The organism is Jannaschia seosinensis (genome assembly GCF_001408515.1).
Classification (GTDB): domain Bacteria; phylum Pseudomonadota; class Alphaproteobacteria; order Rhodobacterales; family Rhodobacteraceae; genus Jannaschia; species Jannaschia seosinensis.
The window spans coordinates 1-26,589 of sequence record NZ_CYPR01000110.1; the positions used below are offsets into that span (position 1 = coordinate 1).

27 protein-coding genes, 1 tRNA gene and 2 pseudogenes are annotated in these 26,589 nt (G+C 66.8%); 17 read left to right on the plus strand and 13 right to left on the minus strand.

Annotated features, from left to right (window positions below; all coding sequences use genetic code 11):
• The first annotated feature begins 52 nt into the window (after positions 1–52).
• The gene (locus tag JSE7799_RS09080; protein WP_222101729.1) at positions 53–604 is read left to right on the plus strand and encodes a hypothetical protein; all 552 of its coding nucleotides are present in this window, start codon (positions 53–55) and stop codon (positions 602–604) included.
• Positions 605–949: 345 nt separating this feature from the next.
• On the opposite strand, the gene JSE7799_RS19705 is transcribed toward JSE7799_RS09080, so the two are convergent.
• Complete coding sequence (locus JSE7799_RS19705) at positions 950–1,132, minus strand: hypothetical protein (RefSeq protein WP_083480418.1); 183 nt, start codon at positions 1,130–1,132, stop codon at positions 950–952.
• Positions 1,133–1,176: 44 nt separating this feature from the next.
• On the opposite strand from JSE7799_RS19705, the gene JSE7799_RS09085 reads away from it, so the two are divergent.
• Both JSE7799_RS09085 and JSE7799_RS19710 read left to right on the plus strand, forming a co-directional pair.
• Entirely contained in the window at positions 1,177–1,695 is a 519-nt protein-coding gene (locus JSE7799_RS09085) for a transposase (RefSeq protein WP_222101730.1), read from the plus strand.
• Positions 1,696–1,704: 9 nt separating this feature from the next.
• A pseudogene (locus JSE7799_RS19710) lies at positions 1,705–2,088 on the plus strand (IS6 family transposase); the annotation flags it as partial.
• Between the two features lie 53 nt (positions 2,089–2,141).
• Here the strand turns inward: JSE7799_RS19710 and JSE7799_RS09090 are convergent.
• Complete coding sequence (locus tag JSE7799_RS09090) at positions 2,142–2,846, minus strand: IS6 family transposase (RefSeq protein WP_055663337.1); 705 nt, start codon at positions 2,844–2,846, stop codon at positions 2,142–2,144.
• Between the two features lie 431 nt (positions 2,847–3,277).
• Between JSE7799_RS09090 and JSE7799_RS09095 the strand changes: the two genes are divergently transcribed.
• From JSE7799_RS09095 to JSE7799_RS09105, 3 genes are read left to right on the plus strand one after another with little or no spacing between them, the layout of a single operon-like run.
• Positions 3,278–3,511, plus strand: a complete 234-nt coding sequence (locus JSE7799_RS09095; protein WP_055663338.1) for a DUF3489 domain-containing protein — start codon at positions 3,278–3,280, stop codon at positions 3,509–3,511.
• Positions 3,508–3,915 carry a DUF2924 domain-containing protein gene (locus JSE7799_RS09100; protein ID WP_055663339.1) on the plus strand — a complete coding sequence of 136 codons (408 nt, stop codon included), beginning with the start codon at positions 3,508–3,510 and terminating at the stop codon, positions 3,913–3,915. The genes JSE7799_RS09095 and JSE7799_RS09100 overlap by 4 nt, the downstream gene beginning before the upstream one ends.
• Positions 3,912–5,588: a recombinase family protein gene (locus JSE7799_RS09105; protein ID WP_055663340.1), complete on the plus strand. Its 1,677-nt coding sequence runs from the start codon at positions 3,912–3,914 to the stop codon at positions 5,586–5,588. The genes JSE7799_RS09100 and JSE7799_RS09105 overlap by 4 nt, the downstream gene beginning before the upstream one ends.
• A gap of 363 nt (positions 5,589–5,951) precedes the next feature.
• On the opposite strand, the gene JSE7799_RS09110 is transcribed toward JSE7799_RS09105, so the two are convergent.
• Positions 5,952–6,041, minus strand: a tRNA-Ser gene (locus JSE7799_RS09110).
• A 161-nt stretch (positions 6,042–6,202) separates the two neighbouring features.
• On the opposite strand from JSE7799_RS09110, the gene JSE7799_RS09115 reads away from it, so the two are divergent.
• From JSE7799_RS09115 to JSE7799_RS09130, 4 genes are read left to right on the plus strand one after another with little or no spacing between them, the layout of a single operon-like run.
• Positions 6,203–6,805 carry a CDP-alcohol phosphatidyltransferase family protein gene (locus JSE7799_RS09115; RefSeq protein WP_055663341.1) on the plus strand — a complete coding sequence of 201 codons (603 nt, stop codon included), beginning with the start codon at positions 6,203–6,205 and terminating at the stop codon, positions 6,803–6,805.
• Positions 6,806–6,814: 9 nt separating this feature from the next.
• The gene (locus JSE7799_RS09120) at positions 6,815–8,026 is read left to right on the plus strand and encodes an ABC transporter substrate-binding protein (RefSeq protein WP_055663342.1); all 1,212 of its coding nucleotides are present in this window, start codon (positions 6,815–6,817) and stop codon (positions 8,024–8,026) included.
• Position 8,027: 1 nt separating this feature from the next.
• Positions 8,028–9,686 (plus strand): ABC transporter permease, encoded by a 1,659-nt coding sequence (locus JSE7799_RS09125; protein WP_055663343.1) that lies wholly within the window; start codon positions 8,028–8,030, stop codon positions 9,684–9,686.
• Positions 9,679–10,311, plus strand: a complete 633-nt coding sequence (locus JSE7799_RS09130; RefSeq protein ID WP_055663344.1) for an ATP-binding cassette domain-containing protein — start codon at positions 9,679–9,681, stop codon at positions 10,309–10,311. Before JSE7799_RS09125 ends, JSE7799_RS09130 begins: the two co-directional genes overlap by 8 nt.
• Here JSE7799_RS09130 and JSE7799_RS09135 read toward each other — a convergent pair.
• Genes JSE7799_RS09135 through JSE7799_RS09150 form a run of 4 tightly spaced genes read right to left on the minus strand, consistent with a single transcriptional unit; the run spans position 10,308 to position 14,493 of the window.
• On the minus strand, positions 10,308–12,299 hold the full coding sequence (locus JSE7799_RS09135; protein WP_055663345.1) for an ASKHA domain-containing protein: 1,992 nt from the start codon (positions 12,297–12,299) through the stop codon (positions 10,308–10,310). The genes JSE7799_RS09130 and JSE7799_RS09135 overlap by 4 nt on opposite strands.
• Positions 12,300–12,305: 6 nt before the next feature.
• On the minus strand, positions 12,306–13,292 hold the full coding sequence (locus tag JSE7799_RS09140; protein WP_055663346.1) for a methyltetrahydrofolate cobalamin methyltransferase: 987 nt from the start codon (positions 13,290–13,292) through the stop codon (positions 12,306–12,308).
• Positions 13,289–14,188 carry a methylenetetrahydrofolate reductase gene (locus JSE7799_RS09145; RefSeq protein ID WP_055663347.1) on the minus strand — a complete coding sequence of 300 codons (900 nt, stop codon included), beginning with the start codon at positions 14,186–14,188 and terminating at the stop codon, positions 13,289–13,291. The genes JSE7799_RS09140 and JSE7799_RS09145 overlap by 4 nt, the downstream gene beginning before the upstream one ends.
• Positions 14,188–14,493 carry a virulence factor gene (locus JSE7799_RS09150; protein ID WP_055663348.1) on the minus strand — a complete coding sequence of 102 codons (306 nt, stop codon included), beginning with the start codon at positions 14,491–14,493 and terminating at the stop codon, positions 14,188–14,190. Before JSE7799_RS09150 ends, JSE7799_RS09145 begins: the two co-directional genes overlap by 1 nt.
• 223 nt (positions 14,494–14,716) lie before the next feature.
• Between JSE7799_RS09150 and JSE7799_RS09155 the strand changes: the two genes are divergently transcribed.
• A complete protein-coding gene (locus tag JSE7799_RS09155; protein WP_083480420.1) occupies positions 14,717–15,886 on the plus strand; it encodes a Ppx/GppA phosphatase family protein in 1,170 nt (389 codons plus the stop codon).
• 151 nt (positions 15,887–16,037) lie between these two features.
• Positions 16,038–16,760, plus strand: a complete 723-nt coding sequence (locus tag JSE7799_RS09160) for an RlmE family RNA methyltransferase (RefSeq protein ID WP_055663360.1) — start codon at positions 16,038–16,040, stop codon at positions 16,758–16,760.
• 13 nt (positions 16,761–16,773) lie between these two features.
• Here JSE7799_RS09160 and JSE7799_RS09165 read toward each other — a convergent pair whose 3' ends face one another.
• On the minus strand, positions 16,774–17,013 hold the full coding sequence (locus JSE7799_RS09165) for a hypothetical protein (RefSeq protein ID WP_055663349.1): 240 nt from the start codon (positions 17,011–17,013) through the stop codon (positions 16,774–16,776).
• Between the two features lie 114 nt (positions 17,014–17,127).
• On the opposite strand from JSE7799_RS09165, the gene JSE7799_RS09170 reads away from it, so the two are divergent.
• Positions 17,128–17,883, plus strand: coding sequence for an alpha/beta hydrolase (locus JSE7799_RS09170; RefSeq protein ID WP_055663350.1), 756 nt, complete (start codon positions 17,128–17,130; stop codon positions 17,881–17,883).
• 27 nt (positions 17,884–17,910) lie between these two features.
• On the opposite strand, the gene JSE7799_RS09175 is transcribed toward JSE7799_RS09170, so the two are convergent.
• Positions 17,911–18,513, minus strand: coding sequence for an exopolysaccharide biosynthesis protein (locus JSE7799_RS09175; RefSeq protein WP_055663351.1), 603 nt, complete (start codon positions 18,511–18,513; stop codon positions 17,911–17,913).
• 165 nt (positions 18,514–18,678) lie between these two features.
• Entirely contained in the window at positions 18,679–19,089 is a 411-nt protein-coding gene (locus JSE7799_RS09180) for a hypothetical protein (protein WP_055663352.1), read from the minus strand.
• Between the two features lie 117 nt (positions 19,090–19,206).
• Between JSE7799_RS09180 and JSE7799_RS09185 the strand changes: the two genes are divergently transcribed.
• The gene (locus tag JSE7799_RS09185) at positions 19,207–19,626 is read left to right on the plus strand and encodes a SufE family protein (protein ID WP_055663353.1); all 420 of its coding nucleotides are present in this window, start codon (positions 19,207–19,209) and stop codon (positions 19,624–19,626) included.
• 152 nt (positions 19,627–19,778) lie between these two features.
• Here the strand turns inward: JSE7799_RS09185 and JSE7799_RS09190 are convergent, their stop codons facing one another.
• Positions 19,779–20,684, minus strand: coding sequence for a LysR family transcriptional regulator (locus JSE7799_RS09190; protein WP_055663354.1), 906 nt, complete (start codon positions 20,682–20,684; stop codon positions 19,779–19,781).
• Between the two features lie 123 nt (positions 20,685–20,807).
• On the opposite strand from JSE7799_RS09190, the gene JSE7799_RS09195 reads away from it, so the two are divergent.
• A complete protein-coding gene (locus tag JSE7799_RS09195; protein WP_370736649.1) occupies positions 20,808–24,212 on the plus strand; it encodes an indolepyruvate ferredoxin oxidoreductase family protein in 3,405 nt (1,134 codons plus the stop codon).
• A 27-nt stretch (positions 24,213–24,239) separates the two neighbouring features.
• Here the strand turns inward: JSE7799_RS09195 and JSE7799_RS09200 are convergent, their stop codons facing one another.
• On the minus strand, positions 24,240–24,452 hold the full coding sequence (locus JSE7799_RS09200) for a sulfurtransferase TusA family protein (protein WP_055663356.1): 213 nt from the start codon (positions 24,450–24,452) through the stop codon (positions 24,240–24,242).
• Positions 24,453–24,523: 71 nt separating this feature from the next.
• Here JSE7799_RS09200 and JSE7799_RS09205 point away from each other — a divergent pair, with 71 nt between their 5' ends.
• Together JSE7799_RS09205 and JSE7799_RS09210 are read left to right on the plus strand one after the other, a co-directional pair.
• Entirely contained in the window at positions 24,524–25,717 is a 1,194-nt protein-coding gene (locus tag JSE7799_RS09205; protein ID WP_055663357.1) for an alpha/beta hydrolase family protein, read from the plus strand.
• Positions 25,714–26,103: pseudogene (locus JSE7799_RS09210) on the plus strand (cytochrome P450); the annotation flags it as partial. The gene JSE7799_RS09205 and the pseudogene JSE7799_RS09210, both read left to right, overlap by 4 nt.
• Before the next feature lie 57 nt (positions 26,104–26,160).
• Here the strand turns inward: JSE7799_RS09210 and JSE7799_RS09215 are convergent.
• Positions 26,161–26,589, minus strand: a 429-nt coding sequence (locus tag JSE7799_RS09215; protein WP_186201891.1) for a transposase, incomplete at its 5' end; no start/stop codon positions are given.

Here is a 26,589-nt window from a genome sequence, read left to right on the forward strand (position 1 = left end):
GTTGCCCAAGTTGAAGACCTTGCTTTCAGATCCCGCTACGCCATGGCACAGAATGACCGTCTCCTCATGGTATGGCCGCAAGCAAGGGAAAACGCTCGAGATCGCCTCGGACACCGCACTCTGGTATCGCCCCGGCACGCCGCCCAAACCAATCCGCTGGGTGCTTGTCAGAGACCCTGAAGGCAAGCGGGCCCCGCAGGCCTTCTTCAGCACCGACACCGCCCGCGAGCCAGCCGACATCATCGCACTCTTCGTCCGCCGTTGGCAGGTCGAGGTCACCTTTGCAGAAACCCGCGCGCATCTCGGCGTCGAAACCCAAAGGCAGTGGTCCGACAAGGCAATCGCGCGAACAACACCTGCCTTGCTCGGTCTCTACAGCCTCATCTCGCTGTGGGCCTGCGACCTGCTGAGCACGACCAGCACGCCCTATGCCGCAGCATGGTATCGCAAGACCAATCTTACCTTCACCGACGCCATCGGTTCGGTGCGTCTGGCCCTCTGGGTAGGAGACGTTTTCCAACACTCTCCGCCGGACCGGGAACCGCAAGAAATCCCGCCCGACCGCCTCGTGCGCATGGCCGAAGCACTTTGCTTCGCCGCATAATGTATAAAGTCGAACTTAGCAGGCTGCTGAAAAAGTCTTGAGTGCCCATCTTCGACTCCTACGACGACACATCATATCGGTTTTGGAAGCGCCTGCGCACAATATCTTGTCATCCCTTCGAGACGGCTGATGCAGTTCGTCGAGGTCCATTTCCTTTTTCAGCAGCCTGTTAGAGCGCCTAACCCGCATAATTCATGAAGCTGCGGACTTGTGCTCCGTGGGATGGTTTCCCCGGTCTCGGTTTTCTTGCGCGCACCCGGTGTTTGCGTCCGGTTGGCATGCCGGCCGGTGACTTGGGTCTTGGCGATACGGGTTGATGTTTCTGGGTTTGTCGGGGCGCTTGCGTCAGGCTGTTTTCGGGGGGGCGAGGGCGTCGAAGAGAAGGAGGAGAAGTCCCTTTCGGGGACACGAAGCCGGCAGGGTCACGATGATCCGGGTCTTCTTTGGTATTGTACCCTCAGGTCTGGAAATTCGCTTGAGACGCGGGGCGTGAGCCCGTGCTGGGGCGCCCCAGCACGGGCTGCCCATTCTGGTATTCCATGGAGTTGCAACACGGCCATGGAGAAGAACGAATGGACAGGAAGGATACGGCGCTTGAGGCGGTCTTGGAACAGTTGATCGAGCACGGGCCCGGCGAGATCGCATCGGTGTTCGCGCGGGCTTTCGAGCTGGCGATGCAGATCGAACGGGAGCGGTTTCTCGGCGCGAGCCATTATGAGCGCACGCCCGAGCGTCACGGCTATGCCAACGGCTACAAACCCAAGCGGATCGACACGCCTGCGGGCACGGTGAGCGTGCAGGTGCCCAAGACTGCCGGGCATGGGGAAGAGCCGTTCTATCCGCAATCCCTCGAGCGCGGGCGGCGGTCGGTTCGGTCCGTCATGCTGGCGGTGGCCGAGATGTACGTCAAAGGCGTCTCCACGCGTGACGCCGAGGCTGTCATGCGCGAGTTCGGGATCGAGAGCCTGTCGTCCTCGCAGGTCAGCCGGGCTGCCAAGCTGCTCGACGACGAACTGGAGGCATGGCGCAACCGCTCTCTGGGCCAGGTAAAATGGCACTGTCAGGTTGATGGCGTCATGGAAGGCCGGTAGCTCGCTTGGATGCTGAACCTCGACGATCTCTCCCGCCTCAAGGGGTACCGCTTTCCGCGCACCGTCACCGGATACGCCGTCTGGGCGTACCACCGTTTCGCCCTGAGCCTGCGAGATGTCGAAGACCTTCTGGCCGAGCGGGGCGTCGCCGTTTCCTATGAGACGATACGGGTGTGGGTCGCGAAGTTCGGGACGCAGTTCGCCGCGAAGATCCGACGCGATCGGCCCTGGCCAGCCGACAAGTGGCATCTCGACGAGGTCGTACTCAAGATCAACGGCACGAAGCATTGGTTGTGGCGGGCAATCGACGCGAAAGGCCACGTCTTGGACATCCTCGTGCAGTCATGCCGCGACGCCGCGGCCGCGAAGCAGTTCATGCGCAAGCTCTTCAAGGGTGGTGTCAGATCAATTCGAACCAGTCTCAGGAAGGGCAGGGGGCCTGACTGTTATCCTGCGCAAAGACCGCGCCACTCGGCGAGAGCGGCGGTGCGGTTGGTCTTGAAGATGTCTCGGCTGGAGAGGCTACGTTCCTGGTTGAAGTGGTTCGAGACGGAGGCGTGGACGGCGGCGAACTTCTGCAGACTTCGCATCCGCCGGAAGCGCTGCATCGCCCGTTCGCGTCGTCGGAACGGCAGGTGCGAATTCTCCGCGCGGTTGTTCAGCCACCGACCGGTCTCCTGCCGGTCCGTCATGCCGAGGTCCTTCAGAGCCGCACCGTAGGAGCGAAGCTTGTCCGTCACGAGGACATCTGCTCGCCCGTGCTTCTTCAGTGCTTTTCTGAGGAATTTCAGCGCAGCCTTCTTGTCCCGCGTCTTCGTGACGAAGCTTTCCAGCACTTCGCCCTCATGGTCGACCGCCCGCCAGAGGTAGTGCTGCTCGCCGTTGATCTTCACGAACATCTCGTCGAGGTGCCAGCGCCAGCGGCTCGATTTCAGGCCCTCGATGCGTCGCTTCCGGATCTCACCGGCGAGTAGCGGCCCGAAGCGATGCCACCAGAAGCGCACCGTCTCGTGGCTGACGTCGACGCCGCGCTCGTGCAGCAGATCCTCGACGTTCCGCAGCGACAGCGGGAAACGGACGTACATCATCACCGCCAGGCGAATGATCTCGGAGCTGGTCTTGAAGTACTTGAAGGGGCTGCGCTTGGTCATGCGACGAAGCTATCCAGCCGCCCGCTCCGCCTCAAGCGAAGTTCTTCTGACAAGACCCCCCGGACCAATACGATCCGGTGAAGCTGCCCTTCGAATGCCCTCTGCTGATCAGGATATTCCTGATCGAATGAGTGCTGCCTGCGGGGCGGCGATATCCTTCATGAGGAAGGATGCACGCTCATCGCACAGCCAGCGCCCGCCTGCAAGCCTGTTTTTTCTCAAGGTGCTGTTTTTTGCGAAATAATCTGGGGTGTGGTACCTGCCGATCCGGCCCGACGTGACCCGTTGTGGCGTCGTGCAATCAGATCGAGATCGTACTGGACTCGTGCCGCGAACAGAGCGTCACTGGACGCACGCCCGGCACGCACTCCGGGCGCTCCTCGGTACCGGAGCCGGCATGTGGCGGCCCGGGACAACCAGAGGAGAAGACAATGCCCAGACCAAGGCAAACCAAGTCCGAGACGGTGCGCAGCTTGCTCGCCCGGCCGCAGGGCGCAAACCTTGAGGCGATCTGCAAGGCGACGGGATGGCAGCCGCACTCGGCTCGCGCAGCCCTCAGCGGATTCCGCAAGACCGGCTACACGATCGAGCGCGAGACACCACAGGGCAGGAAGGCCGGCGGTTCGATCTACCGGATCACCGCGATGCCTGGGGCCACCGAATGATCCGTGTCGCCGATCTCGAGACCATGGACCGGGCCGCACTCGTTGCGGCCTGGTCGGACCTCTTCGGCACACCGGCGCCCAAGGGGATCAGCCGGGTGTTCCTGCGCCAGTTCCTGGCCTTCGAGCTGCAGACGCGCCAGCAGGGCGGCCTGCCAGGGAGCCTGCGGAAGGTGCTGAACGCGGAGCCCGGACCGAAGGCCCCGGTGCGCACACCCGCCCTCAAGCCAGGCGGCCGCCTGATCCGGGAATGGAACGGCGTCACCCATGTGGTCGATGTTCTCGAGGACCGCTTTGTCTGGAAAGGCGAGGCCTACCGGTCGCTCTCGGCCATTGCCCGCGAGATCACCGGGGCGCATTGGTCCGGGCCGCGGTTCTTCGGCCTGACCGGAAAGGCCGCATCATGAGCCGCCCGGTAATCCGCTGCGCGATCTACACGCGAAAATCCACCGACGAAGGCCTCGACCAGGACTTCAACTCGCTCGATGCGCAACACGAGGCCTGTGCCGCCTACATCGCCAGTCAGCGCCACGAGGGCTGGAAGATGCTGCCGGCCCGCTACGACGACGGTGGCATCTCGGGCGGAACGCTGGAGCGCCCGGGTCTCAGGCGGCTGATGGCGGATATCGATGCGGGCCGCATCGACATGGTGGTCGTCTACAAGATCGACCGGCTGACGCGGTCCCTCGCAGACTTCGCCAAGCTGGTGGAGCGGCTGGAAGCGGCGAGCTGCTCCTTCGTCTCGGTCACGCAAGCCTTCAACACCTCGTCCTCCATGGGGCGCCTGACCCTGAACGTCCTTTTGTCCTTCGCGCAGTTCGAACGCGAAGTCACCGCCGAGCGCATCCGGGACAAGATCGCGGCCTCCAAGAAGAAGGGCCTCTGGATGGGCGGCCTCCCGCCGCTCGGCTATGATCCGCATCCCGATCCGATGCGGCGCGAACTGGTGGTGAACGCCGCTGGAGCAGACGTCGTCCGGCAGATCTTCGCGCTCTACGAGACCCATGGCTGCCTGAACGCCACGGCGCGCGCGGCCGCGGATCTGGGCCTGCAGTCGAAACGTCATGTCTTTTCCTCGGGGCGGGGGCAGGGCGGCACTCCCTTCAGCCGCGGCCAGATCTACAAGCTGCTGACCAACCCGATCTACCGCGGTCTGATCCGCCACAAGGAGAAGACTTGGCCCGGGCTGCACGACGCCATCGTCGATGAGGACCAGTGGGATCGGGTGCAGGCCAGATTGCAGCAGGCCAGCGCCAGGCGGCGCGGCCAGAGCGCGTCCGGGCAGATCGCCTCGGCAAACGCAGCGCCGCTGCTTGGCAAGGTTCGCGACGAGACCGGCGACCTTCTCACGCCCTCACATACGAAGCGGCATGGGCGGCGGTTGCGCTACTACATCTCCAACCGGCTGATCTCCGGCGGGCCTGATCCAGAAGCGTGGCGGCTGCCTGCGCCCGCCTTCGAGCGCGCGATCGCGCAGGTCATCGCAGACCATCTGCGCGATCACGCTGCGCGGCATGCGGCGCTGCAACACGTGGATGCGGCCATGAGCACAGCGATATCCGACAGGACACGATCCCTCGCGGACGGGATCGAGACGGGCGGTATCGGCGCGGCCGTCCTCCTGGTCGACAGCATTGCGATCGCACAGAGCCGCCTCGCGATCCGGCTCGATTCGGCGGCTCTTGGATCGGCGTTGATGATCCCGGGCCAGGACCTCGCCCCCTCGATGCACATTCTCGAGGCGCCATTCACGCTTCGACGGCGCGGGGTCGAGATCAGGATCGTGACCGGTGACCGCACCCCTCAGCCAGACCCCACGCTCCTGCGCGCCCTGCGCAACGCGCATCACTGGGCGGCCGCCTTGCGCCGCGGAACACCGCTGAACGTCATCGCAGCCGAAGCCGGATCGACGGAGCGATACGTTGCCCGCATCATTGCACTCGCCGGCCTCTCGCCCCGCCTGCAGACCGCCATCGCCGAGGGCACCCAGCCGGTGACACTCACCCTCGCTGCGCTGATCCGCTCAAAGCTGCCCCTGGACTGGGCCGCCCAGGAGCGGATGATCACGATCGACGGCTAGCGCCGTTCCCTGATCCGGGACGCAGCCTCCCTGTTCGGCGCACAAAACTCCCTGTTCGGTGAGAAAAATTCCCTGTTCCTTCGCGTAGGGAAATCGCCCGTAAGTCACTGTCTTGGCGGCGAGATTCCAGCTCGATTTCGACCGTGGACCCTCCGATGGAGCGGAATTCCCTGTAAATCCCGGGATATCAGGGAAATCCCACGCAAACCGCACCTCCTGAAATGGCCGACAGAGACTGGCCCCGTGAACACGGCAATCCCGCCTGGCGAAGTGCGTCTGTGTCCAGGGAACGACCCCATAAGCCGCGGAAATCGCGGGGGAATTCTGCTCGAATTCGGTACAGGGAAATGAGATGGGGGTCGGTGGCGGAAGCGGTGGGATTCGAACCCACGAGACGGTTTCCCGCCTGCCGGTTTTCAAGACCGGTGCCTTCGACCGCTCGGCCACGCTTCCCTGCGGGAGAGATACACCGATGCGCAGGCGGGGGGAAGGCCGAGCGGGCGCGCTCGGAGGCGATGGCGGGACATCGGGACGAAGAGTCACGCTTTCGTGGCTTGCGGTGCCGATGCCCTTGCGGCACCCCAACCGCCGACCGACCCACGACCGGAGCGCTCATGCTCGATATCCAAGCCCGCCGTCTGATCGACCCGCCGCTGAACCGGGCGGGGCGGGCGCTCGCCGCACGGGGAGTGACGGCGAATGCCGTCACCGTGATCGGCCTTAGCCTCGGCTTGGCCGCCGCCGCGGTGATCGCGCTCGGCGCACCGGGTTGGGCGCTGATCCCGCTCCTCGCATCGCGCCTGATGGACGGTCTGGACGGGGCGGTGGCGCGTGCGACCCACCGGACCGATTTCGGAGGCTATTTCGATATCTTCTCGGATTTCGTCTTCTACGGCGCCGTTCCCTTGGCTTTCGGCATCCTCTCGCCGCAGAACGCCCTCCCAGCGGCGTTCCTGCTGTTCACCTTCTATGTCAACGGCACGAGCTTTCTCGGCTACGCGATCATGGCCGAGAAGCGCGGGCTGGAGACATCTGCCCAAGGGGTCAAATCGCTCTACTATTCCGCCGGGCTGCTCGAAGGGACCGAGACGATCGGGTTTTTCGTCCTAATCTGCCTCCTGCCGGACTGGTTCGGGCCGCTTTCGTGGATCTTCGGCGCGCTCTGCCTCGTCACCGCAACGGCGCGCCTCGCCAATGCCCGCACTCTTTTGACCTGAAGGATCGACATGCGCTTCATTCCGACCCTCGCCGCGCTGCTGGTCGCGACCAATCTTGCCAATGCCCAATCCGGCGCCGCCGCGATCGACCCGGCCGACTGGGAGGCCGTGACCGAGGCCGCCGAGGGACAGACGGTCTACTGGCATGCCTGGGGCGGCTCGACGGCGACCAACGACTTCATCGCCTGGATCGGCGATCAGGCGGCGGAGCAGGGCGTGACCCTTGAGCACGTCAAGCTCGCCGACACCGCCGACGCGGTCGGCGCCGTCCTGACCGAGAAGCAGGCCGGTCGGGACGCGGACGGTTCGGTCGACCTCATCTGGATCAACGGCGCGAACTTCGCCGCCATGAAGGAGGCTGACCTGCTTTTCGGTCCCTTCGCGGAGCAGCTGCCGAATTGGCAATATGTCGACGTCGAGGGCAAGACCGTCCGGACCGACTTCACCGTACCGACCGAAGGCTACGAGAGCCCTTGGGCCATGGCACAACTCGTCATGGTCCATGACAGTGCACGCGTGGAGGAGCCGCCGCGCACCGCCGAGGCGCTTCTGGACTGGGCGCAGGCCAATCCCGGCCGCTTCACCTATCCGCAGCCGCCCGATTTTCTCGGCACAACCTTCCTCAAGCAGATGCTGATCGAATTGGCGGAGGATCCGGCCGTCCTTCAGGAACCGGCCGGCGACAATTACGAAGCCGTGACGGAGCCGCTCTGGGCTTGGCTCGACACGCTGACGCCGCTTTTGTGGCGCGAGGGGCGGGCCTATCCCGAAACCGGGCCGCGCATGCTCCATCTCATCAACGACGGCGAGACGGACCTCTCCTTCAGCTTCTCGCCCGGTGAGGCCAGCACCGCGATCGCCAATTTCGAGCTGCCCGAAAGCGTGCGGACCTACGTCCTCGACGGTGGCACGATCGGCAACGCAAGCTTCGTGGCGATCCCCTACAATTCCTCCGCCAAGGCGGGCGCGATGGTCGTGGCCGACATCATCCTCTCGCCCGAGGCGCAGCTTCGCGCGCAGATGCCCGACGTGCTGGGCTACGGCACCGTGCTCGACATGGAGAAGCTCCCGAGGGCCGATCGCGCCGCCTTCGACGCGCTGGAGCTGGGCATCGCCACGCTGTCGCCCGCCGAACTGGGCCAGGCCCTGCCGGAGCCGCATCCCACCTGGGCCACGCGCATCGCCGCCGACTGGGTCGACCGCTACGGCGTCGCGCCCTGAGGTGCTGCGCCCGCTGCCGCTGCTGACGACGCTGGTCCTGGCGGGGCCGGTCCTGTTCGGGCTGGCGGGCACGATCCTTCCGGCCTTCGGCTATCTCGTGCCGGGGGCCGACCGGCCCTTCGCGCACGTCCTCGAATGGCCGGGCCTCCCGCGTGCGCTGGCCGTCTCGGTGATCTCCGGCGTCCTGGCCACGCTGGGTGCGCTGGCGGGGGCGGCGCTGATCCTCGCGGGCTGGTATGGAACGCGGGCTTTCGGGTGGCTCGAACGCGTGCTTTCGCCCGTCCTTGCCGTGCCCCATGCTGCGGCCGCTTTGGGCTTCGCGTTCCTGATAGCGCCATCGGGCTGGGTCGCCCGGATCCCTGCGGTGGCGCTCGGCTGGGAACGTGCGCCGGACCTGCTGATCCTCGGCGACCGCTGGGGTCTGTCACTGGCGGCGGGTCTGATCGCCAAGGAGCTTCCGTTCCTTCTTCTGATGATGCTGGCCGCGCTGCCGCAGGTGGACGCGCCGGCCCGGCTGCGCGTCGCGCGCTCGCTCGGGCAGGGCAGGGTGGCGGCCTGGGCAAAGGCCATCTTCCCCGGCCTCTACGCGCAGGTGCGCCTGCCGGTCCTCGTCGTGCTTGTCTTCGGCATGACCAATGTCGATGTGGCGGTGATCCTTGGGCCCAGCACGCCGCCGCCGCTCGCGGTGCAGGTCACGCGCTGGATGACCGATCCCGACCTCGCGATGCGCGCCGTGGCCGCTGCCGGGGGGCTCGCTCTTCTTACGGCCACACTCGGGATCCTGCTGCTCTGGCTGCTGGCGGAGCGTCTGGCCGGCCGGATCGGCCGCGCGTGGATCTGGTCCGGGCACGGCGCACCTGAGGGGGCGTTGCGCGGGGCGGGTCTCGTTCTCGGCGGCGGATCGGCGGTAATGGTGCTGGTCGGGCTCGCCGCGCTCGCGCTCTGGTCCGTCGCCGCACGGTGGAGCTATCCGGACCTCGCCCCCGAGGTGCTGACCTGGCGGTCCTGGAGCCGCTTCGGTCCCGACATGGCCGAGGTCGCACTGCTCACCCTCGTGATTGCCGCCGCCGCGACGCTCGTCTCGCTCTTCCTCGTCATCGGCTGCCTCGAGGCCGAGCACCGCTTCGGCCTGACCCTGTCGCAGCGGGCGCTCTGGCTTCTCTACCTCCCGCTTCTCGTGCCGCAGGTGGCCTTCCTTCCGGGGTTGCAGCTTCTGCCCCTGAAACTCGGCCTCGGCCCGTCGGTCTGGCTGGTGCTCGCGGGACATGTGGTCTTCGTCCTGCCCTATGTCTTCCTCTCCCTCGCCGGACCGTTCCGGGCATGGGATGGGCGGCTGGCGGCGGTGGCGGCGGGGCTGGGCACATCGCCCAACCGGGTACTCTGGCACATCCGCCTTCCGATGCTGACGGGCGCCTTGCTGGTGGCCGCCGCGATCGGCGTCGCGGTCTCGGTCGGGCAATACCTGCCGACGCTGCTGCTCGGCGGCGGACGGGTCACGACGCTGGTGACCGAGGCGGTGGCCCTGAGCTCCGGCGGCGACAGGCGCGCGATCGGGGTCTGGGGACTGGGACAGGCGGGCGCGGCGCTTCTGCCTTTCGCACTGGCTCTGGTCGTTCCCGCGATCGTGTTCCGCAACCGGCGGGGAATGCGGCATGGCTGAGGGACTGCACCTCGAGGGCATCCGCATCGCACGGGGCGACGTCACGCTGTTGCGCGTCGATGCACATATCGCGCCGGGCGAGGTGCTGACGCTGATGGGGCCGTCCGGGTCGGGCAAGTCCACGCTGCTGAGCTACGTCATGGGCGACTTGCCGCGCGCCTTTCGCGGGACCGGGCGCGTCACCCTCGACGGGCGCGACTTGGCCGGCCTGCCGCCCGAGGCGCGGCGCATTGGCCTTCTGCATCAGGACCCGCTTCTGTTCCCGCATCTTTCCGTCGCCGCCAACCTCGCCTTCGGCCTGCCGCGCGGCGGCACCCGCGCCGAACGCCGCGCCACTGTCGACACGGCACTGTCCCAGATCGGCCTCGACGGCTACGGACACCGCGATCCGGCCACGCTGTCGGGCGGGCAGGGCGCGCGCGTGGCGCTGATGCGGGTTCTGCTGTCGCGGCCGCGCGCCCTTCTTCTGGACGAGCCGTTCTCGAAACTCGACGCGGCCCGGCGCGGACAGACGCGCGACCTCGTCTTCACGCGCGCGCGGGAGGCAGGCGTGCCGATCCTCCTCGTGACCCACGATGCCGCCGACGCGCAGGCGGCCGCCGGTCCGGTGATCGAGTTGTCCTAGCGGCGCCGCCGCCGTACCCGCCCCTCGCCCGACGTGTTGAACCCGACCACCGGCAACGGGCCCAGATGCGGAAACGGATCGGTCGCGTGCGGGATCGCGTTGGCCGCCACGAAATGTTCCTGAAACCGCGGCGCGACGGCCGTCTCGATCTTCTCGATGCGCCGCACGAGACCTTCGATATGCGTTCGCGACGCCCGCGAGCACAGCGCCATCCGCGCCCCGTGCCCCGCCGCATTCCCGGCCGAGGTGACATGCGCCAGATCCGCATCCGGGATCATCCCCAGCACCATCGCGTGACGCGGCGAGATATGCGCCCCGAACGCGCCGGCCAGGATCACGCGGTCGACCGTGTCGACCCCCGCCTCGTCCATCAAAAGCCGCGCCCCGGCATAAAGCGCCGATTTCGCCAACTGGATCGCCCGGATGTCGTTCTGCGTGACCGTGATCCGCCGGTCGTCCCCCTCCCACAGCAGATAGGCGTTCGTCCGCCCCTCGGCCGTGCAGCGTTCGGTGCCGACCTGCGCCGCCGATCCGATCAGGCCGGACGGGTCGAGGATGCCCGCAAGCCGCATCTCCGCCACCGCTTCGATGATGCCCGATCCGCAGATGCCGGTGGGCACCGCATCAAAAGCCGGATCATCCGACCACAGATCCGAGCCGATGACGCGGAACCGCGGCTCCTTCGTCTCCGGATCGATCTCGACTCGCTCGATCGCGCCGGCCGCGGCCCGCTGGCCCGAGCTGATCTGCGCCCCCTCGAAGGCCGGGCCCGTCGGCGAGGAGCAGGCCAGCAGCCGCTCCTTGTTGCCGAGCAGGATTTCCGCGTTGGTCCCCACATCCACCACGAGGGTCATTGCCTCCGCCTGATCGGGCGCCTCCGAGAGAGCGACGGCGGCCGCATCCGCGCCGACATGGCCCGCGATGCAGGGCAGGATATACGCACTCGCCCCCGGCGACAGGGCCGCCAGCCCCAGTTCCGCCGCATCAAGCCGCAGCGCGTCCGACGTGGCCAGCGCGAACGGCGCCTGGCCCAACTCCACCGGATCGACCCCGAGCAGGAGGTGATGCATCACGGGGTTGCAGACGATCACCGCCTCGACCACGTCCTCGGTCGCGACACCGGCCTCCGCGGCCATCTCCACGGCCAGCGCATTGAGCGCGTCGCGCACCGCCGCGTTCATCTCCGCCGCGCCGTCGGGGTTCATCATCGAATAGCTCACCCGGCTCATCAGATCCTCGCCAAAGCGGATCTGCGGGTTCATCACGCCCCCCGACGCCCGAACCTCTCCGGTGCCGAGATCGCACAGATGCGCCGCAATGGTGGTCGAGCCGAGATCGATGGCGAGGCCCAGCGGCGCCTCCTCGCGCAGGCCGGGCCACAGGGCGGTCACCTGACCGGCATCGTGGTTGATCGCGGCCGTCACCTGCCACTTTCCCGCCCGCAGAACCGGCTGCAGACGCCGCAGCAGCGGCAGGGGCATTCCGAGCCCGGTCAGGTCCCACTGCTCCGCCAGCGCCGCGCGAAACCGCTCCAGATCGCCCGAGGGGGCATCCATGTCCGGCTCTTCCACGGTGACGAAATGCAGCCGCGTCGCGGGGTCCATCACGATGGACCGCCCGCTGGCGGCCTTGCGGACGACCTGCCGGTGGACCTGGCTCTCCGGCGGCACGTCGAGAACCACGTCCCCCTGCACGCAGGCCTGACAGCCAAGCCGCCGCCCCGCCTTCAGGCCCCGCTTGTCGTCATAGCGCTGTTCGACCGCGTTGAACTTCGACAATGCGTCGGGCGCGACGGTCAGGCCAAGCTTGGGAAACGAGCCCGTCCCCGGCTGCACCTGGCAGCGCGAGCAGATGCCGCGCCCGCCGCAGACGGAGTCGAGATCAACGCCCAGACGCCGCGCCGCAGACAGCACGCTGGTGCCGGCGGGCACGCGCCCGCGCTTGCCCGAGGGCATGAACACGACGAGGGGATCGGACGCATCGGCCATGGCCGGTCAGGCCCGCCGCCGGCCGCCACGCCGCCCGCTCGAACGCGCACCCGAATTCTGGGCCGCCGTCGCCGCCTCGGCGAAGGTCGCGCCGGCCTGCATCGCCTCGATCACGCGCGCGAGGCCGATCCACCGACCGCCGTTCGGGTCGTGGTTCATCAGCATGTTGGCGGCCGCCACCGCCTCCATCTCGACGGAGCGGACGGGGTTCATGATCGCCGATGTCATTCCCGCGCCGATGGCCATCGGCAGGAAGGCCGCGTTGATGCCGTGACGGTTCGGAAGCCCGAAGGAGATGTTCGACGCCCCGCAGGTCGTATTCACGCCCAACTCGTCGCGCAGACGACGGACCAGCGTGAAGACCTGCCGCCCCGCCGTCGACATCGCGCCGATCGGCATGACCAGCGGGTCGACCACGATGTCATGCGCGGGGATGCCGTAATCCGCGGCCCGCTCGACGATCTTCTTGGCGACGGCGAAACGAACCTCCGGGTCCTCGCTGATCCCGGTATCGTCGTTCGAGATCGCCACGACCGGCACGTTGTACTTCTTCACCAGCGGCAGGACGAGCTCCAGCCGTTCCTCCTCCCCGGTGACGGAGTTCAGGAGCGGCCGCCCCTGCGCCTTTTCCAGCCCCGTCTCCAGTGCGCCGGGCACAGAGGAATCGATGCACAGCGGCACGTCCACCAGTGCCTGAACCGTATCGATAAGCTGGCCCATCAGGGTCGGCTCGACGAAGTTGTTGTCGGCGTAGCGCGGATCCTCGGCCATCTTGTTGGTGAAGACGGCGCCGGAATTGATGTCCAGAACCATCGCCCCGCAGGCCACCTGTTCGATCGCGTCCTTCTCCACGGTCGAGAAGTCGCCGCTCTCCAGCTCCGCAGCCAGCTTCTTGCGCCCGGTCGGGTTGATGCGCTCGCCGATCACGCAGAACGGCTCGTCAAAGCCGATCGTGACGGTCTTTGTCTTGGATTCCAGTACCGTGCGGGTCATTCTTTGTCCTTGCTATGCGCCGAGAGCCACGCTGCGGAGGTCTTGATCCCGCCCAGCGGGAAGACGTGAACGGCCTCGATGTTGAATTCCGGATGTGCCGCCTTGTGGCGGGCAAGATGGCCGACGAACTCCGTCGGCTCGTAGGGCAGCAGCAGCTTGGTGACGTCGGTGGCGCGCTTCTGCAAGACCCGCAGCGACGGTCCCACCCCGCAGGCGATGGCGAACTTGATCAGCGTCTGAAGCTTGGCCGGACCCGCCACGCCGATATGGATCGGCAGGTCGATCCCGGCCTCGCGCAGCGCATCGGCCCATTCGATAACCGGTCCGGCTTCGAAGCAGAACTGCGTGGCGATGGCCATTTCCGCATCCGCCCGCTCCGAAAATTTCTGCTTCCATTCAAGCGCGTCCGAGACGTTCTTCATGCTGCCGTCAAGGTCGATGTCGCGGTTGCCCTCGGGATGGCCGGCCACGTGCAGCCGCGTGAACCCGTCGAAGGCGCCCGAGCCGAGAAGCTGCATCGAGTCGTGGAACTCTCCGGCCGGCTCGCTCACGCCGCCGGCAAGGATCAGCCCCTGCCGCACATCCGCCTCGCCACGATAGCGCGCGACCCAATCGTCGAGGGTGGCGCGATCGGCGATCAGGCGCGCGGGGAAATGGGGCATCGGCTCCATCCCCTCGGCGCGTAGCCGCGCGGCGGTGGCGACCATGTCGGCGATGTCCGTGCCCTCGATATGGGCGATGTAGACCCGCGTGCCGGCCGGCAGGAGGCTGCGGAAATCCTCCACCTTCTCGGCCGTGCGGGGCATGACCTCGATGGAATGTCCCTGCAGGAAATCCGCCACCGCGGCGTCTTTGGGGGCGCGGGCGGGGCTGCTGCGAAATCCGAGAAGCGCCATCAGGAAACGCCCTCCCGTCCGCCGGCCCGGGCCACGTCGCGCAACCGTTCCATCGGCCAAGCCGCCTCGATCTCGGCGGCGCGGGCCTCGGCGGCGGTGCGGTCGTCGCCCGCGACCTCGCCTTCGGCCACCTTACGCCAATCGGCCAGATAGTCATCCGTCTCGGCCGCGCCGGCGGCCATGGCGGCACGGTCGATGGCCTGCTCGAACCGTTCCGGCAGCGGAATCTTGGCGCCTCGGCGCCCCGTTCCCGCGATGACCTGCGCGGGGATGTCCCGCCAGTAGACGACTGTGATCTGCGCCATGACACCTCTCCGAACCTGATGGCCTTGATAGGCGCCCGTCGCCCGTCGCCGCGTCCGGTTCCGACTTCGCGCCGCCCGATGACGACATGGCCACGGATATGCGCTTCGCCCGGCGCGCGCGACCCCGTGCCGCTATCGGATCCTTCAAGATGGTCATGAGGGCGCTTGTGCGAATCCGGATCGTGAACATATGATGATACCAACCAGACAAGCGGAGGCGGCGATGCCACCGGACGACCCGGCCAACCGGCGCGGGCCCGACGTCGGCGCGCTTCGCGTCGCCGGGCCCGGCGTTCCGGTGCTGCCGAATATCGAGGCGAAGGCCCGATCCACGGATCGCCCCGATCCGGCGGAGCTTTATGCCGCGCTCGATCTCGGGACTAATTCGTGCCGGATGCTGATCGCGCAGCCCAAGGGCAGCCAGCTTCACGTCATCGACAGCTTTTCCAAGTCGGTGCAACTCGGCAACGGCCTCGAATCCTCGGGTCGGCTCAGCCGCGCGTCGATGGCCCGCACCATCGGCGCGCTCAAGATCTGCCGCCGCAAGCTGGAGACCCACGACGTCCGGCGCATGCGCCTCGTGGCGACCGAGGCCTGCCGGCGCGCCTCCAACGCCGCCGAATTCATCGCCCTCGTCTCCCGCGAGACGCAGCTTCCGCTCGAGATCATCCAGCCCGAGGAGGAGGCGCGCCTTGCCGTCGTGTCCTGCGCGCCCCTCGTCTCGGCCAAGACCGAGCAGCTTCTGGTCGTCGATATCGGCGGCGGCTCGACGGAGCTTGTGTGGATCGACCTGACCCGTGTGCCGCGCCACGATCGCGCTCGCGCGATCATGCGGCTTCACGCCGGGTTCCATGCCGGCGCCGGAGATCCGTTCCCGCGCGCCAAGGTGGTGGACTGGATCTCGATCCCCCTCGGCGTCGCCACGCTCAAGGACCAGTTCCGCGACGTGGCCGACGATTCCGCACGTTTCGCGCTCATGTCGTGGCATTTTGAGGAATGTCTGGCGGAGTTCTCGCCCTATGCCGACGCCGAAGGTGCGGTGGATCCCGGCTTCCAGATCATCGGCACCTCGGGCACCGTCACGACGGTGGCGGCGACGCATCTCAACCTGCGCCGTTACGACCGCAACAAGGTCGACGGGCTGCGCATGACCACCGCGCAGATCGACCGGGTGATCCGCGGATATCTTGCCATGGGGCCCGAGGGGCGGCGCGGCGATCCGCGCATCGGGCGCGACCGGCATTCGCTCATCATGTCGGGTGCCGCGATCCTGCAGGCGCTGCTGCGTGTATGGCCGACCGATCGGCTGTCGGTGGCTGACCGGGGCCTGCGCGAGGGGCTGCTTTACGCGCAGATGTCGGCGGATGGGGTTCTGGACGACGGGCCGTTTTAGGTTACTTCAAAAAATACATGCGAAATATCATGGCCTTGTGGCAATTACCCATGGGTAATTGCGTAGGTGGTCGCGTCACGGGCCGAATGGTTGCGGCCGGTATCGTTCGGAGATGCTGGCCTTCGCCGCAACGATCTCCTATCTGCCGAACATGACAAAGCCCCCGAAGAATACGTCCGGCCGCGGCCGGCGCGACCTCACCGTGAAGGTCAAGACCGCGCGTGGGCGCAAGCTGTCCTCGAAGCTCTGGCTGGAGCGGCAGCTCAACGACCCCTACGTGCAGCGCGCGCGGGCCGAGGGGTACCGCGGCCGGGCGGCCTACAAGATCATGGAACTGGACGACAAATACCACTTCCTCGTCCCGGGCGCGCGTGTCGTTGACCTTGGTTGTGCGCCGGGTGGTTGGCTTCAGATCGCCGCACCCCGCGTCAACGCCGACGGATCGCGCTCGGGCAAGCCGCAGGGGCGTCTCATCGGCCTCGACCTGCAGGAGGTCGACGCCGTGCCGGGGGCCGAGATTCACGTCCTTGATTTCCTGTCCGAAGGCGCCGATGACCGGGTCAAGGAATGGCTCGGCGGACCGGCGGATGTCGTGATGTCCGACATGGCCGCCTCGTCTTCGGGGCACAAACAGACCGATCACCTGCGGATCATCTCGCTTTGCGAAGCTGCGGCCGAACTGGCCTTCGACGTTCTGGCCGAAGGCGGTACCTTCGTGGCCAAGGTCCTCGCCGGCGGGGCCGAGGGTGAGCTGCAGAAGCTTCTCAAGCAGCGGTTTGACAAGGTTTCCAACGTCAAACCAGGGGCAAGTCGGTCGGATTCCTCCGAGAAGTTCGTCGTCGCGCAGGGCTACCGCCGTCCGCGCGACGACTGATCCGGGCTCCGGCTCAACCCTCGTTCTTCTTCTCTCCACCATCCACGGACGATTCGTTGCCCCGGATCCGCTTGTCGCGCTGTTCGTCGGTGGCGAAATCATCGGCGCCGACGGCGGGCTTGTCGTATTTCGTACGACCGCCCTCCGGCTTCTTATCGGCCGCGCTTTCGCCGTAGGTGTTTTCTTTCGGGCGGCCCGGCTTGTGCGGGCTGGGCTTCATGGGCTGCTGCCCGTCATCGTTGTCCTTGACCATATTGTTCTCCTCTTTCCATTACCGAAACGCATCCGGGGCGCACGAGGTCCAGCGACGGTTTGCCCCGCCCGCCGCGTCGCGCTACGCCCGGAACATAACGAACGGAGGCGCATCATGGCGACGATCGAGCGGAACGGAAACGTGCTGGCCCATCACGTCACGCCGGGCGAGGGACCGGGTGTGGTGTTCCTCGGCGGGTTCAAGTCGGACATGAACGGAACCAAGGCCCTCGCGCTGGAGGATTGGGCGCGGCGGAACGGGCGCGCGTTCCTGCGGCTCGACTATTCCGGCCATGGCGCATCTGGCGGCACGTTCGCGGCGGGCGCCATCGGCGACTGGTACGAAGACGCGCTGGCCGTGATCGAGGCGGTGACCGCGGGGCCGCAGGTAATCGTCGGCTCCTCCATGGGCGGCTGGATCGCGCTTCTGATCGCGCGGCACCACCCGGCGCGTGTCGCGGGCCTCGTCACCATCGCGGCCGCGCCGGATTTCACGGAGGACGGCTACTGGGCCGGCTTCTCGGAGGATCAGCGCGCGCGGCTTCTGGCGGAGGGGCAGCTTTCGGTGCCGTCGGATTACGGCGATCCCTACGTCATCACCCGACGCCTGATCGAGGAGGGGCGCGACAGGCTGCTGCTGCGCGGGCCGCTGCACCTGCCGTTCCCGGTGCGGATGCTGCAGGGGACAGCGGATGACGCGGTGCCGGTGGCGACCGCAATGCGGCTGCTGGAGCATGCGGAGGGGCCGGACATGCGGCTGACCCTCGTCAAGGGCGCCGACCACCGCTTCTCCGCGCCCGATGAACTCGCGCTGATCGAGCGCAGCGTCGAGGACGTGCTCGCTCGCCTCGGGGAGGGGCAGACGAAGTGACTTGGGCCGGTCCCGGGTGCCGCGCCTCTAGCCGGCCAGGCGGGTGGCGAGGTTTCCCCAAGGCACGATGAAGATCAGGACCGAGACGGCCGCGATGTAGGCAACCCAGCCGAGCAGCAGGAGCCGCCCGTCCTGAAACAGAAGGCCGAGCCCGAAGATCGCGATGGTTGCCATCGGGATCGTGGAAGCAAAGGGCACAAGTTCCAGCGGGGGCACGGTGAAGCACAAGGTGATGATCGCGATGGCGACCAGCCTGTGTGCGGGCGGATGCATCATCGCGTGGATATGCGCGCCGAGATATTTGTCGGCCCAACGCGCCACGGGGCGCAGCTTTTCGGCCGAGGCGATGACCCGTTCGCAAGACACGTTGCGGCGGTCGAGAAAGCCCGGAAGCCACAGGTGATCGCGGCCGACGGCGATCTGCGCCGCCAGGATCGCGATGATGAGCGCGAGAGTCGTCGGCAGGCCGGGAATGCCGCCGATCGGCGTGATTTCCAGCATGGCGGGCAGGGCGATCAGAGCGCCTACGGACCGCTTGCCGAGCGCCTCGGTGACGTCACCGACGCTTGGGCGTGTATGATCGTGTGCGACGGCTTCAAGATCATCCACCATTTCTGTCGCCTGCGGCATCGGCACTTTCCTCCTGTTCGGCGTCAGGAACGTCCCGTACCTGCATCCGGTTTCCGGATCGACCCTCGACATAAACCGCAATGCGTCCCTGCATCGATTGTGCGGGCACGGGCATCTGAGGTCAGTGACGGCCGTTCGGGAAGGATGTGCGGCGTGTCGAGACCGCTATTGGCGCGTGACCGATTGCTGGTTCCGCGCCGCGCGTACGACGATGGTGGTTGCACCGCCCAGGTCCTGCATCGAAACGAATCCTCCGGCCAGAACCTCGCGCGAGGGTTGGGTGCCCGACGGCTTGGGCGTCACGGGCGGCGCGATCTGGAAATCCATGATCAGCGTTCCGGGCCCGGCCTCGACGGGGACGAGTGTGGCATCCCAGTATCCTTGCGTCGGCGGCAGGCCCGTCGCGGTGACGATCACGCCGCCGGGCGTCGGCGCCGCCGTCAGCGACACGATCTGATCGATCAGAGGCGCCTGCGCCACGGTTTCCTGCCGCGCTGCGTCCCGCGCTTCGCCGCCGCCGCAGCCCGCCAGAAACCCGGCGGCGATCAGGGTCGCGATCCGTCCCGTATGGCCCATGATGTCCCTCGTCCTGTCCCCGCATCCGGGCTAGCCGATCGCGGGCGCGTATGGAAGCGGGGTGGATCTCGCCCCGGGGGCGGCTTACCTCCCAAGCAGTTCAGAAGGAGGGAATACATGGCTCAGGAACGGTTCGAGGAGCTTGTCGAGACCTTCGCCTTCCTCGACGATTGGGAGGACCGCTACCGGCACGTCATCGATATGGGGCGCGCGTTTCCGCCGCTCGACGACGCGTTGAAGGTGCCGGCCACGAAGGTCGAGGGCTGCGCCAGTCAGGTCTGGCTGCATCCGAGGGTTGCGGAGGGGCAGTTCGACTTTGCCGGCGAGAGCGATGCGATGATCGTCCGGGGCCTGATCGCGGTGCTGCACGACCTTTACGGCGGCTTGCCGGTGGGCGAGGTGCCGCAGGTGGATGCGGCGGCCGAGTTGGGGCGGCTGGGTCTGGACGAACATCTGTCGTCGCAGCGGTCGAACGGATTGCGCGCGATGGTCAAACGCATCCGCGAAGTCGCGGCGGCGGAGGCCGAGAGGACATAAAAAAAGCCGGGCACATGGCCCGGCCTAGTCCAACAGGGAGGTGAAGGTCGGCTATGCCGTCCTTCGATTGCCCAGTTATTGCGCGACCTGCCCGCCCGCAAGGCAAAGAATGAACCGATCGGTGCAATCCCGCCATGCGTTGCAGGCATGCCTCAGGCGACGCCCTTTTCCTGCCGCGCCTTTCGGTAGGAGACGACCTCTTCGATGACAAAGTCGCGGAACGCCTCGACCCGGCGGGAGCCGCGCAACTCCTCCGGGAAAGCGAGGAAGACCGGGACCTCGTTCGATTCCACGCTGGGCAGAACGCGCACGAGTTCGGGGAAATCCTCGCTCAGGTAGTCGGGAAGAACACCGATGCCGAGATCGCTCAGAACGCCCTGCAGAACGCCGAAATAGTTGTTCACCGTCAGAAGCCGGCTGATGTCGTAGGTCATCAATTCCCGCAGCAGCATCGCGCCCGCGCTGACCTGCGTGGAATCGAGCCGCTGGCAGATCAGGCGATGGGCCGACAGGTCGTGCAGGCTCTTTGGCGTGCCGCTGGCCTTGAGGTAGGCGGGAGAGGCGAAGAGCTGCATCCGGATTTCCATCAGCCGCTTGCGCACGAGGTCGGCCTGGCTCGGCTCCTTCATGCGGATGGCGACGTCGGCCTCGCGCATGGGCAGGTCGAGCACCCGCTCCTCCAGCATCACGTCGAGGTTCAGATCGGGGTAGCGGGCATAGAGCTTGGGCAGGCGCGGCGCCAGCCAGATCGAGCCGAACCCGATCGTCGTCGTCACCCGCAGGTTGCCGAACACTTCCTCCTCGCTGTCGCGGATGCGCGCACTTGCCGCATCCAGCCGCTTGTTCATCGCCTGCGCCGCGTCGAACAGAAGCTCGCCCTGTTCGGTCAGGATCAGGCCGCGCGCGTGGCGGTGAAAGAGCGTCGTGCTCAGGTTTTCCTCGAGCGCGCGAATCTGGCGGCTGACGGCGGATTGCGACAGGTGCAGCACCTCGCCCGCATGGGTCAGCGACCCGGCCGAGGCGACGGCGTGGAAAATTCTCAGCTTGTCCCAATCCATGCTAACCTCCGGGCAAAGGCGGCACCCCTGCCACAGGCCTTACGATAACGTAAGATGCAAGTGGGAACAAAAGCCGCTTGGTGGGTCAGCATTTGTGACCTATATTCGTTTCCGGGAGGATGCATCATGCGCCACGACGTTTCTCTGAACGACCGCTACGACATCGAAAAGGAGCAGGTTCTGCTCAACGGCACGCAGGCGTTGGTGCGCCTGATGCTGTTGCAGAAGGAACGCGACCGGCGGGCGGGGCTGAACACCGCCGGCTACTGCACCGGTTATCGCGGCTCGCCGCTGGGCGGGGTCGACCTGAACATGGCCAAGGCCCGCAAGATTCTGGAAGGCAACGACATTACCTTCCGGCCGGGTCTGAACGAGGATCTCGCCGCGACGGCCCTGTGGGGTTCGCAGCAGGCGGAGCTTCGCGGCGAGGGCACGCATGACGGCGTGTTCGGCCTGTGGTACGGCAAAGGCCCGGGCGTGGACCGGTCCGGCGACGTGATGCGCCACGCCAACATGGCCGGCACGTCCATGCATGGCGGCGTGCTCATGGCGATGGGCGACGACCATACCGGCGAATCCTCGACCACGTGCCACCAGTCGGACTGGGCGCTGATCGACGTGCACATGCCGGTCCTGTCGCCGGCGGGCGTGCAGGAGATCCTGGATTACGGTCTCTATGGCTGGGCGCTGTCGCGCTATGCGGGCGTCTGGGTCGGCCTCAAGACGATGAAGGACACGGTTGAGGTCACGTCGGTCGTCGACGGCCGCCCGGACCGCCTGTCCTTCGTGACACCGGATTATCCGGTCCCCGAAGGCGGCCTGAACATCCGGCTCAACGATCACTGGATCCCGCAGGAGGAGCGGCTGCTCGGTCACAAGCGCTGGGCTGCCGAGGCGTTCAGCCACGCCAACCGCATGGACAAGCGCATTCTGGGCAAGCCGGGCGCCAAGATCGGATTCGTCAGCCACGGCAAGAACTGGCTCGACCTCGTGCATGCGATGAACCTGCTCGGTCTCGACGCGGCGGAATGCGAGCGTCTGGGCATCACCACCTACAAGGTGGGACAGACCTGGCCGATGGACATGAAGGGCCTGCACGACTGGGCCGAGGGGCTCGACCTCATCGTCTGCGTCGAGGAGAAGCGCAAGCTGCTCGAGGTGCAGGTCAAGGAGGCGATCTTCAACGACCGGCAGGGGCGCCGCGTCTATGGCTACGAGGACGGGCAGGGGAACCGCCTGTTCCCGCAGGCCTACGCGCTGGAGCCCACGGACATCGCCGAGAAGCTCGGCCGCATCCTCAAGGAGGAGGGTCGCGGCACCGACCGGATGGAGGCGGGTCTGGCCCGTGTCGCCGAGGCGAAGCGTTCCGATAACGCCCCCGACATCGCCAAGCGCACGCCGTGGTATTGCTCCGGCTGCCCGCACAACATTTCGACCAAGGTGCCCGAGGGGTCGCGTGCCGGCGCGGGCATCGGGTGCCACGTCATGGCGCTGTGGATGGACCGCAACACCGAGGGCTACACCCATATGGGCGCCGAGGGCGTGAACTGGGTGGGCGAGTCGCTGTTCTCCAAGCGCAAGCACGTGTTCCAGAACCTGGGCGAGGGCACCTACAATCATTCCGGCATCCTCGCGATCCGGGCCGCGCTCGCGGCGGGGACGAACATCACCTACAAGATCCTCTACAACGACGCCGTCGCCATGACCGGCGGGCAGCACAACGAGGGCGACCTGCAGCCCGACCAGATCGCGCGCGAGCTTCAGGCGATGGGCGTCAAGACGATCTCCGTCGTCTATGACGAGAAGGAGGACGTGGACCGTGCGAAGTTTCCCTCGGGCCTCGACTGGCACGAGCGTGCGGACATGCCCGAGGTGCAGCGCAAGATGACCGAGGCCGACGGCGTGTCCGTCATCCTCTACATCCAGACCTGCGCCGCCGAGAAGCGCCGCCGCCGCAAGCGGGGCCTGTTCCCCGATCCGGACCGGCGGATCTTCATCAACACCGACGTCTGCGAGGGTTGCGGCGATTGCGGCGTGCAGTCGAACTGCGTTTCGCTCGTTCCGGTGGAGACGGCCTTCGGCACCAAGCGCGCGGTGGACCAGTCCACCTGCAACAAGGACTATTCCTGCGTGAACGGGTTCTGTCCGTCCTTCGTCTCGGTCGAGGGTGGCAAGCTGAAGAAGCAGGCGACGGCGGAGGTCCAGATCGGCGACTTGCCGGAACCGGCCCTGCCGACGATGGATGGCACGTGGAACACCGTGATCACCGGCGTCGGCGGCACGGGCGTCGTCACCATCGGAGCCGTCATGGCCATGGCCGCGCATCTCGATGGCAAGGGCGCGGGCGTCATGGAGATGGCGGGTCTGGCGCAGAAGGGCGGCGCCGTCGCGCTGCATTGCCGTCTGGCGGAGCGGCCGGAGGACATCTCCGCCATCCGTGTGGCGCTGGGCGAGGCGGATGCATTGATCGGCGGAGACCTCGTGGTGTCGGCGGACAACAAGACGCTGGCGCTGACCTCGACGGGGCGGACCGGCGCGGTCGTCAACAGCCACGAGATCGTCACCGGGGACTTCACCGGCAACGCCGATTTCAAGCTGCCGGCCGACCGTCTTGGCGTGTCGCTCCAGGCGCGGCTGCGGGAGCGGCTGACGCTGTTCGATGCGTCGGCTTTGGCCGAGAAGCTGCTGGGCGACACGATCTTCTCGAACATGATGATCATGGGCGCGGCCTGGCAGAAGGGCCTGATCCCGTTGAGCCGCGAGGCCATCCTGAAGGCGGTGGAGCTTAACGGTGCCGCGGTCGAGAAGAACCAGCGGGCGTTCGAACTGGGGCGCTGGGCGATGGAGCGTCCCGAGGCGGCGGCAAAACTGCTCGATGACACGGTGGTCAAGCTGCCCGAGACGCTCGATGCAAAGATTGCCGCGCGGGTCGAGCACCTGACGGCCTATCAGTCGAAGCGCTATGCCGAGCGTTATACCCGGATGCTGGACGGCATTGCCGATCCGGCCGTTCGCGAAGCGGCGGCGAAGGGTTATCACAAGCTTCTCGGCTACAAGGACGAGTACGAGACGGCCCGGCTTCTGATGGCGACGCGCGACAAGGCGCGGGAGGCGTTCGACGGCGATCTCAAGCTGACCTACCACCTTGCGCCGCCGGTCATCGCCAAGCCAGGCGCCGACGGCCGTCCGAAAAAGCGGGCCTTCGGTCAGTGGATCGAGCGGATGTATCCCCTTCTCGCTCGTGGCAAGAAACTGCGCGGGACGGCGTTTGACCCGTTCGGCCGCACGGCGGAGCGCAGGATGGAGCGCGCGCTGATCGCGCAATACGAGACCGACATGGCCGAAGTGCTGCCGAAGCTCGACGATGCGACCCGCGACGCGGTGGTCGCGCTGGCCGAGTTGCCGACGCAGATCCGGGGCTTCGGTCCGGTGAAGGAGGCCAACGAGCGCAAGACTGCGAAGCGCCGCGAGGAGCTTTTGTCGGTCATCCGCAACGGTGGTGCGGGAATGGCGCGCGCGGCCGAGTAAGTCCGGGGCGGGCGCGCGGCGCCCGCCTCAGCCCGTCCGGATGGTGAAGGCGTGCCCTTCGGCACCGACGAATTCGTGCCCCGCCTCGGCACAGAAATGCGGCACATCGACATGCGCCGCCGGATCATCGGCCAGCAGCCGCACCGTCGATCCGCGGGCAAGGCCCTTGATCCGCTTGCGAAGCCGCAGGACCGGCAGGGGGCAGAGCAGCCCGAGCGCATCGATCTCGAGATCCGGCATGGCTCCTCCTTATCTTCGCCGTGCGCATCTGGCATCGTGGCCGCGACCGACACAACCCCGCCACGGATCCCATGCCCGAAATCCGGCGTCGCCACGTCCTCTACATCCCGGGCTACGACCCGTTTCCCCCGCGCCGCTACCGCGAGTTGTACCGCAGGGAGAGCGCCGCGCAGGCGGCGATCTCGGGCTATACGATTGCGCAGGAAAAGGGCCGCCCGGCCTTCGGCTGGACGGTCGCGGCCCGGATCGAGGGGGCGGAGGTGCACAGCGACGTCGAGGTGCTGGTCTGGTCGGATATCGTGTCGGAGAGCATGTCCGGCTCCATCCCCGCGACCTATGCGCAGCTTGTGCGCACGCTGTGGATTTACCTCCGCTCGGGCGCGTTGTTCCGGCTGATGCGCCTGCGCAAGGGGCCGGTGATCGCGGCGTTCTATCCGACCGTGCTGCTGATCGCCCAGCTTGCGGCGGCGCTCGCGCTGGTGGTTCTTGGGGCGTGGCTCGGCTCGGGGATGGTCGTCCTCGGGTGGCTTTTTGGGGGGGCGCTGGGGGCGGTTGCGGGCTGGGGGCTGCTGCTTTGGTTCCGGGCGCGGGACAACCGGCTCTTCGCATACTACCTGATGCACGACTTCGCCTTCACCGCCCGCGGGCGCGGTGCCTATGCCGTCGAACTTGAGGCAAGGCTGGCATCATTCGGCGGCCGGATCGCGAAGGCGGCTTCGGGCGGCGCGGATGAGGTGCTGGTCGTTGGTCATTCGACCGGCGCACATATGGCGGTTTCGGCGCTGGCCGACTTGATACGGGATGGGCGGCTGCCGCCGGGGCGGGTGTCGCTCCTGACACTGGGCCATGTCGTGCCGATGGTGAGTTTCCTGCCGGAGGCGGGGCGGCTTCGTTCGGATCTTCACCTCATGGGGGGGCAGGATGATGTGTTCTGGCTCGACGTGACCGCGCCGGGGGATGGCTGCGCCTTCGCGCTGTGCGATCCGGTCGCCGTCTCGGGCGTGGCGCCGGCGCGGCAGACGGGGCCGCTGGTCCTGTCTGCGGCGTTTACGCAGACGCTGAGCCCCGGACGCTGGCGCGCACTGCGGCATCGCTTCTTCCGGCTGCATTTTCAATATCTGTGTGCCTTTGACCGCCCGGGCGCTTACGACTATTTCCGCATCACTGCAGGGCCGAAGACTCTCGCCGAACGCTTCGCCGGTCTCCGGGCCAGCCCGTCGCGCCTGACGGAACCGGTCAACCGGCACACGGACCGGACCGCGTGAGCCCGCCAAAACCTGCGTCGCGTCCCAGTCGTGTGGGGCTCTGGGCCTATGCCCGGCTGTTCCGGCAAGACATCCTGAGCGCGCAGCCGCAGCGTCTCTACCGCGCGTGGATGGCCGAATTCAGGACGCCGTTCTTTCGAAGCTACATGATGAACGATCCGCAACTGGTTGATTTGGTTCTGCGAAAGCGTCCTGACGATTTCCCGAAATCCCGGCGGGTGCGGGAGGGGCTTTCTCCGCTTCTGGGGCGCTCGGTCTTCGTTACCAACGGGGCCGAATGGAAGCGGCAGCGGCGCATCATCGACCCCGCCTTCGGGGGCGGGCGATTGCGCGAGGCGTTTCCGGCGATGCGCGATGCGGCCGAGGCGATGGTCGCGCGCCTGTCCGATGGCCCATGCGAGGGATAGAGCAACCTGCGGTCTGGAAATTCTGCTGAGAGCGGGTCATGCATTCTGGCATTCCCATTTGATGTAGGCCTTGGTCTCGGAGGCCCATTTCTCGTCGATCTCTACGAGGACGGCGCTGACCAGTCGCAGCAGAGCGTCGTCGCTGGGAAAGACCCTGACCTTTACGGTGCGCCGCTTGAGCTCCTGCTGGACGGATCGCTCCATCGGGTTTGAAGTGCGCAGCCGGCGGCGATGGTGCTCGGGCAGCGTGAAGACCGCGAGCCCCTCGGGCGCGTTTTCCTCCAGCCATGCGGCCAGCTTCGGCGCAGAGGTGCGATAGCTGGCGACGATCTCTGCCAAGGCCGTTTCTGCCTTGGCGAGCGTGCTGGCATTCCACACGGTGCGCAGCTCAGCTCCGATGCGCTTGCGGCTCTCGACGTTCGGAGCGTGATGAATGGCGTTGCGCGCGAGATGGAACTGGCAGCG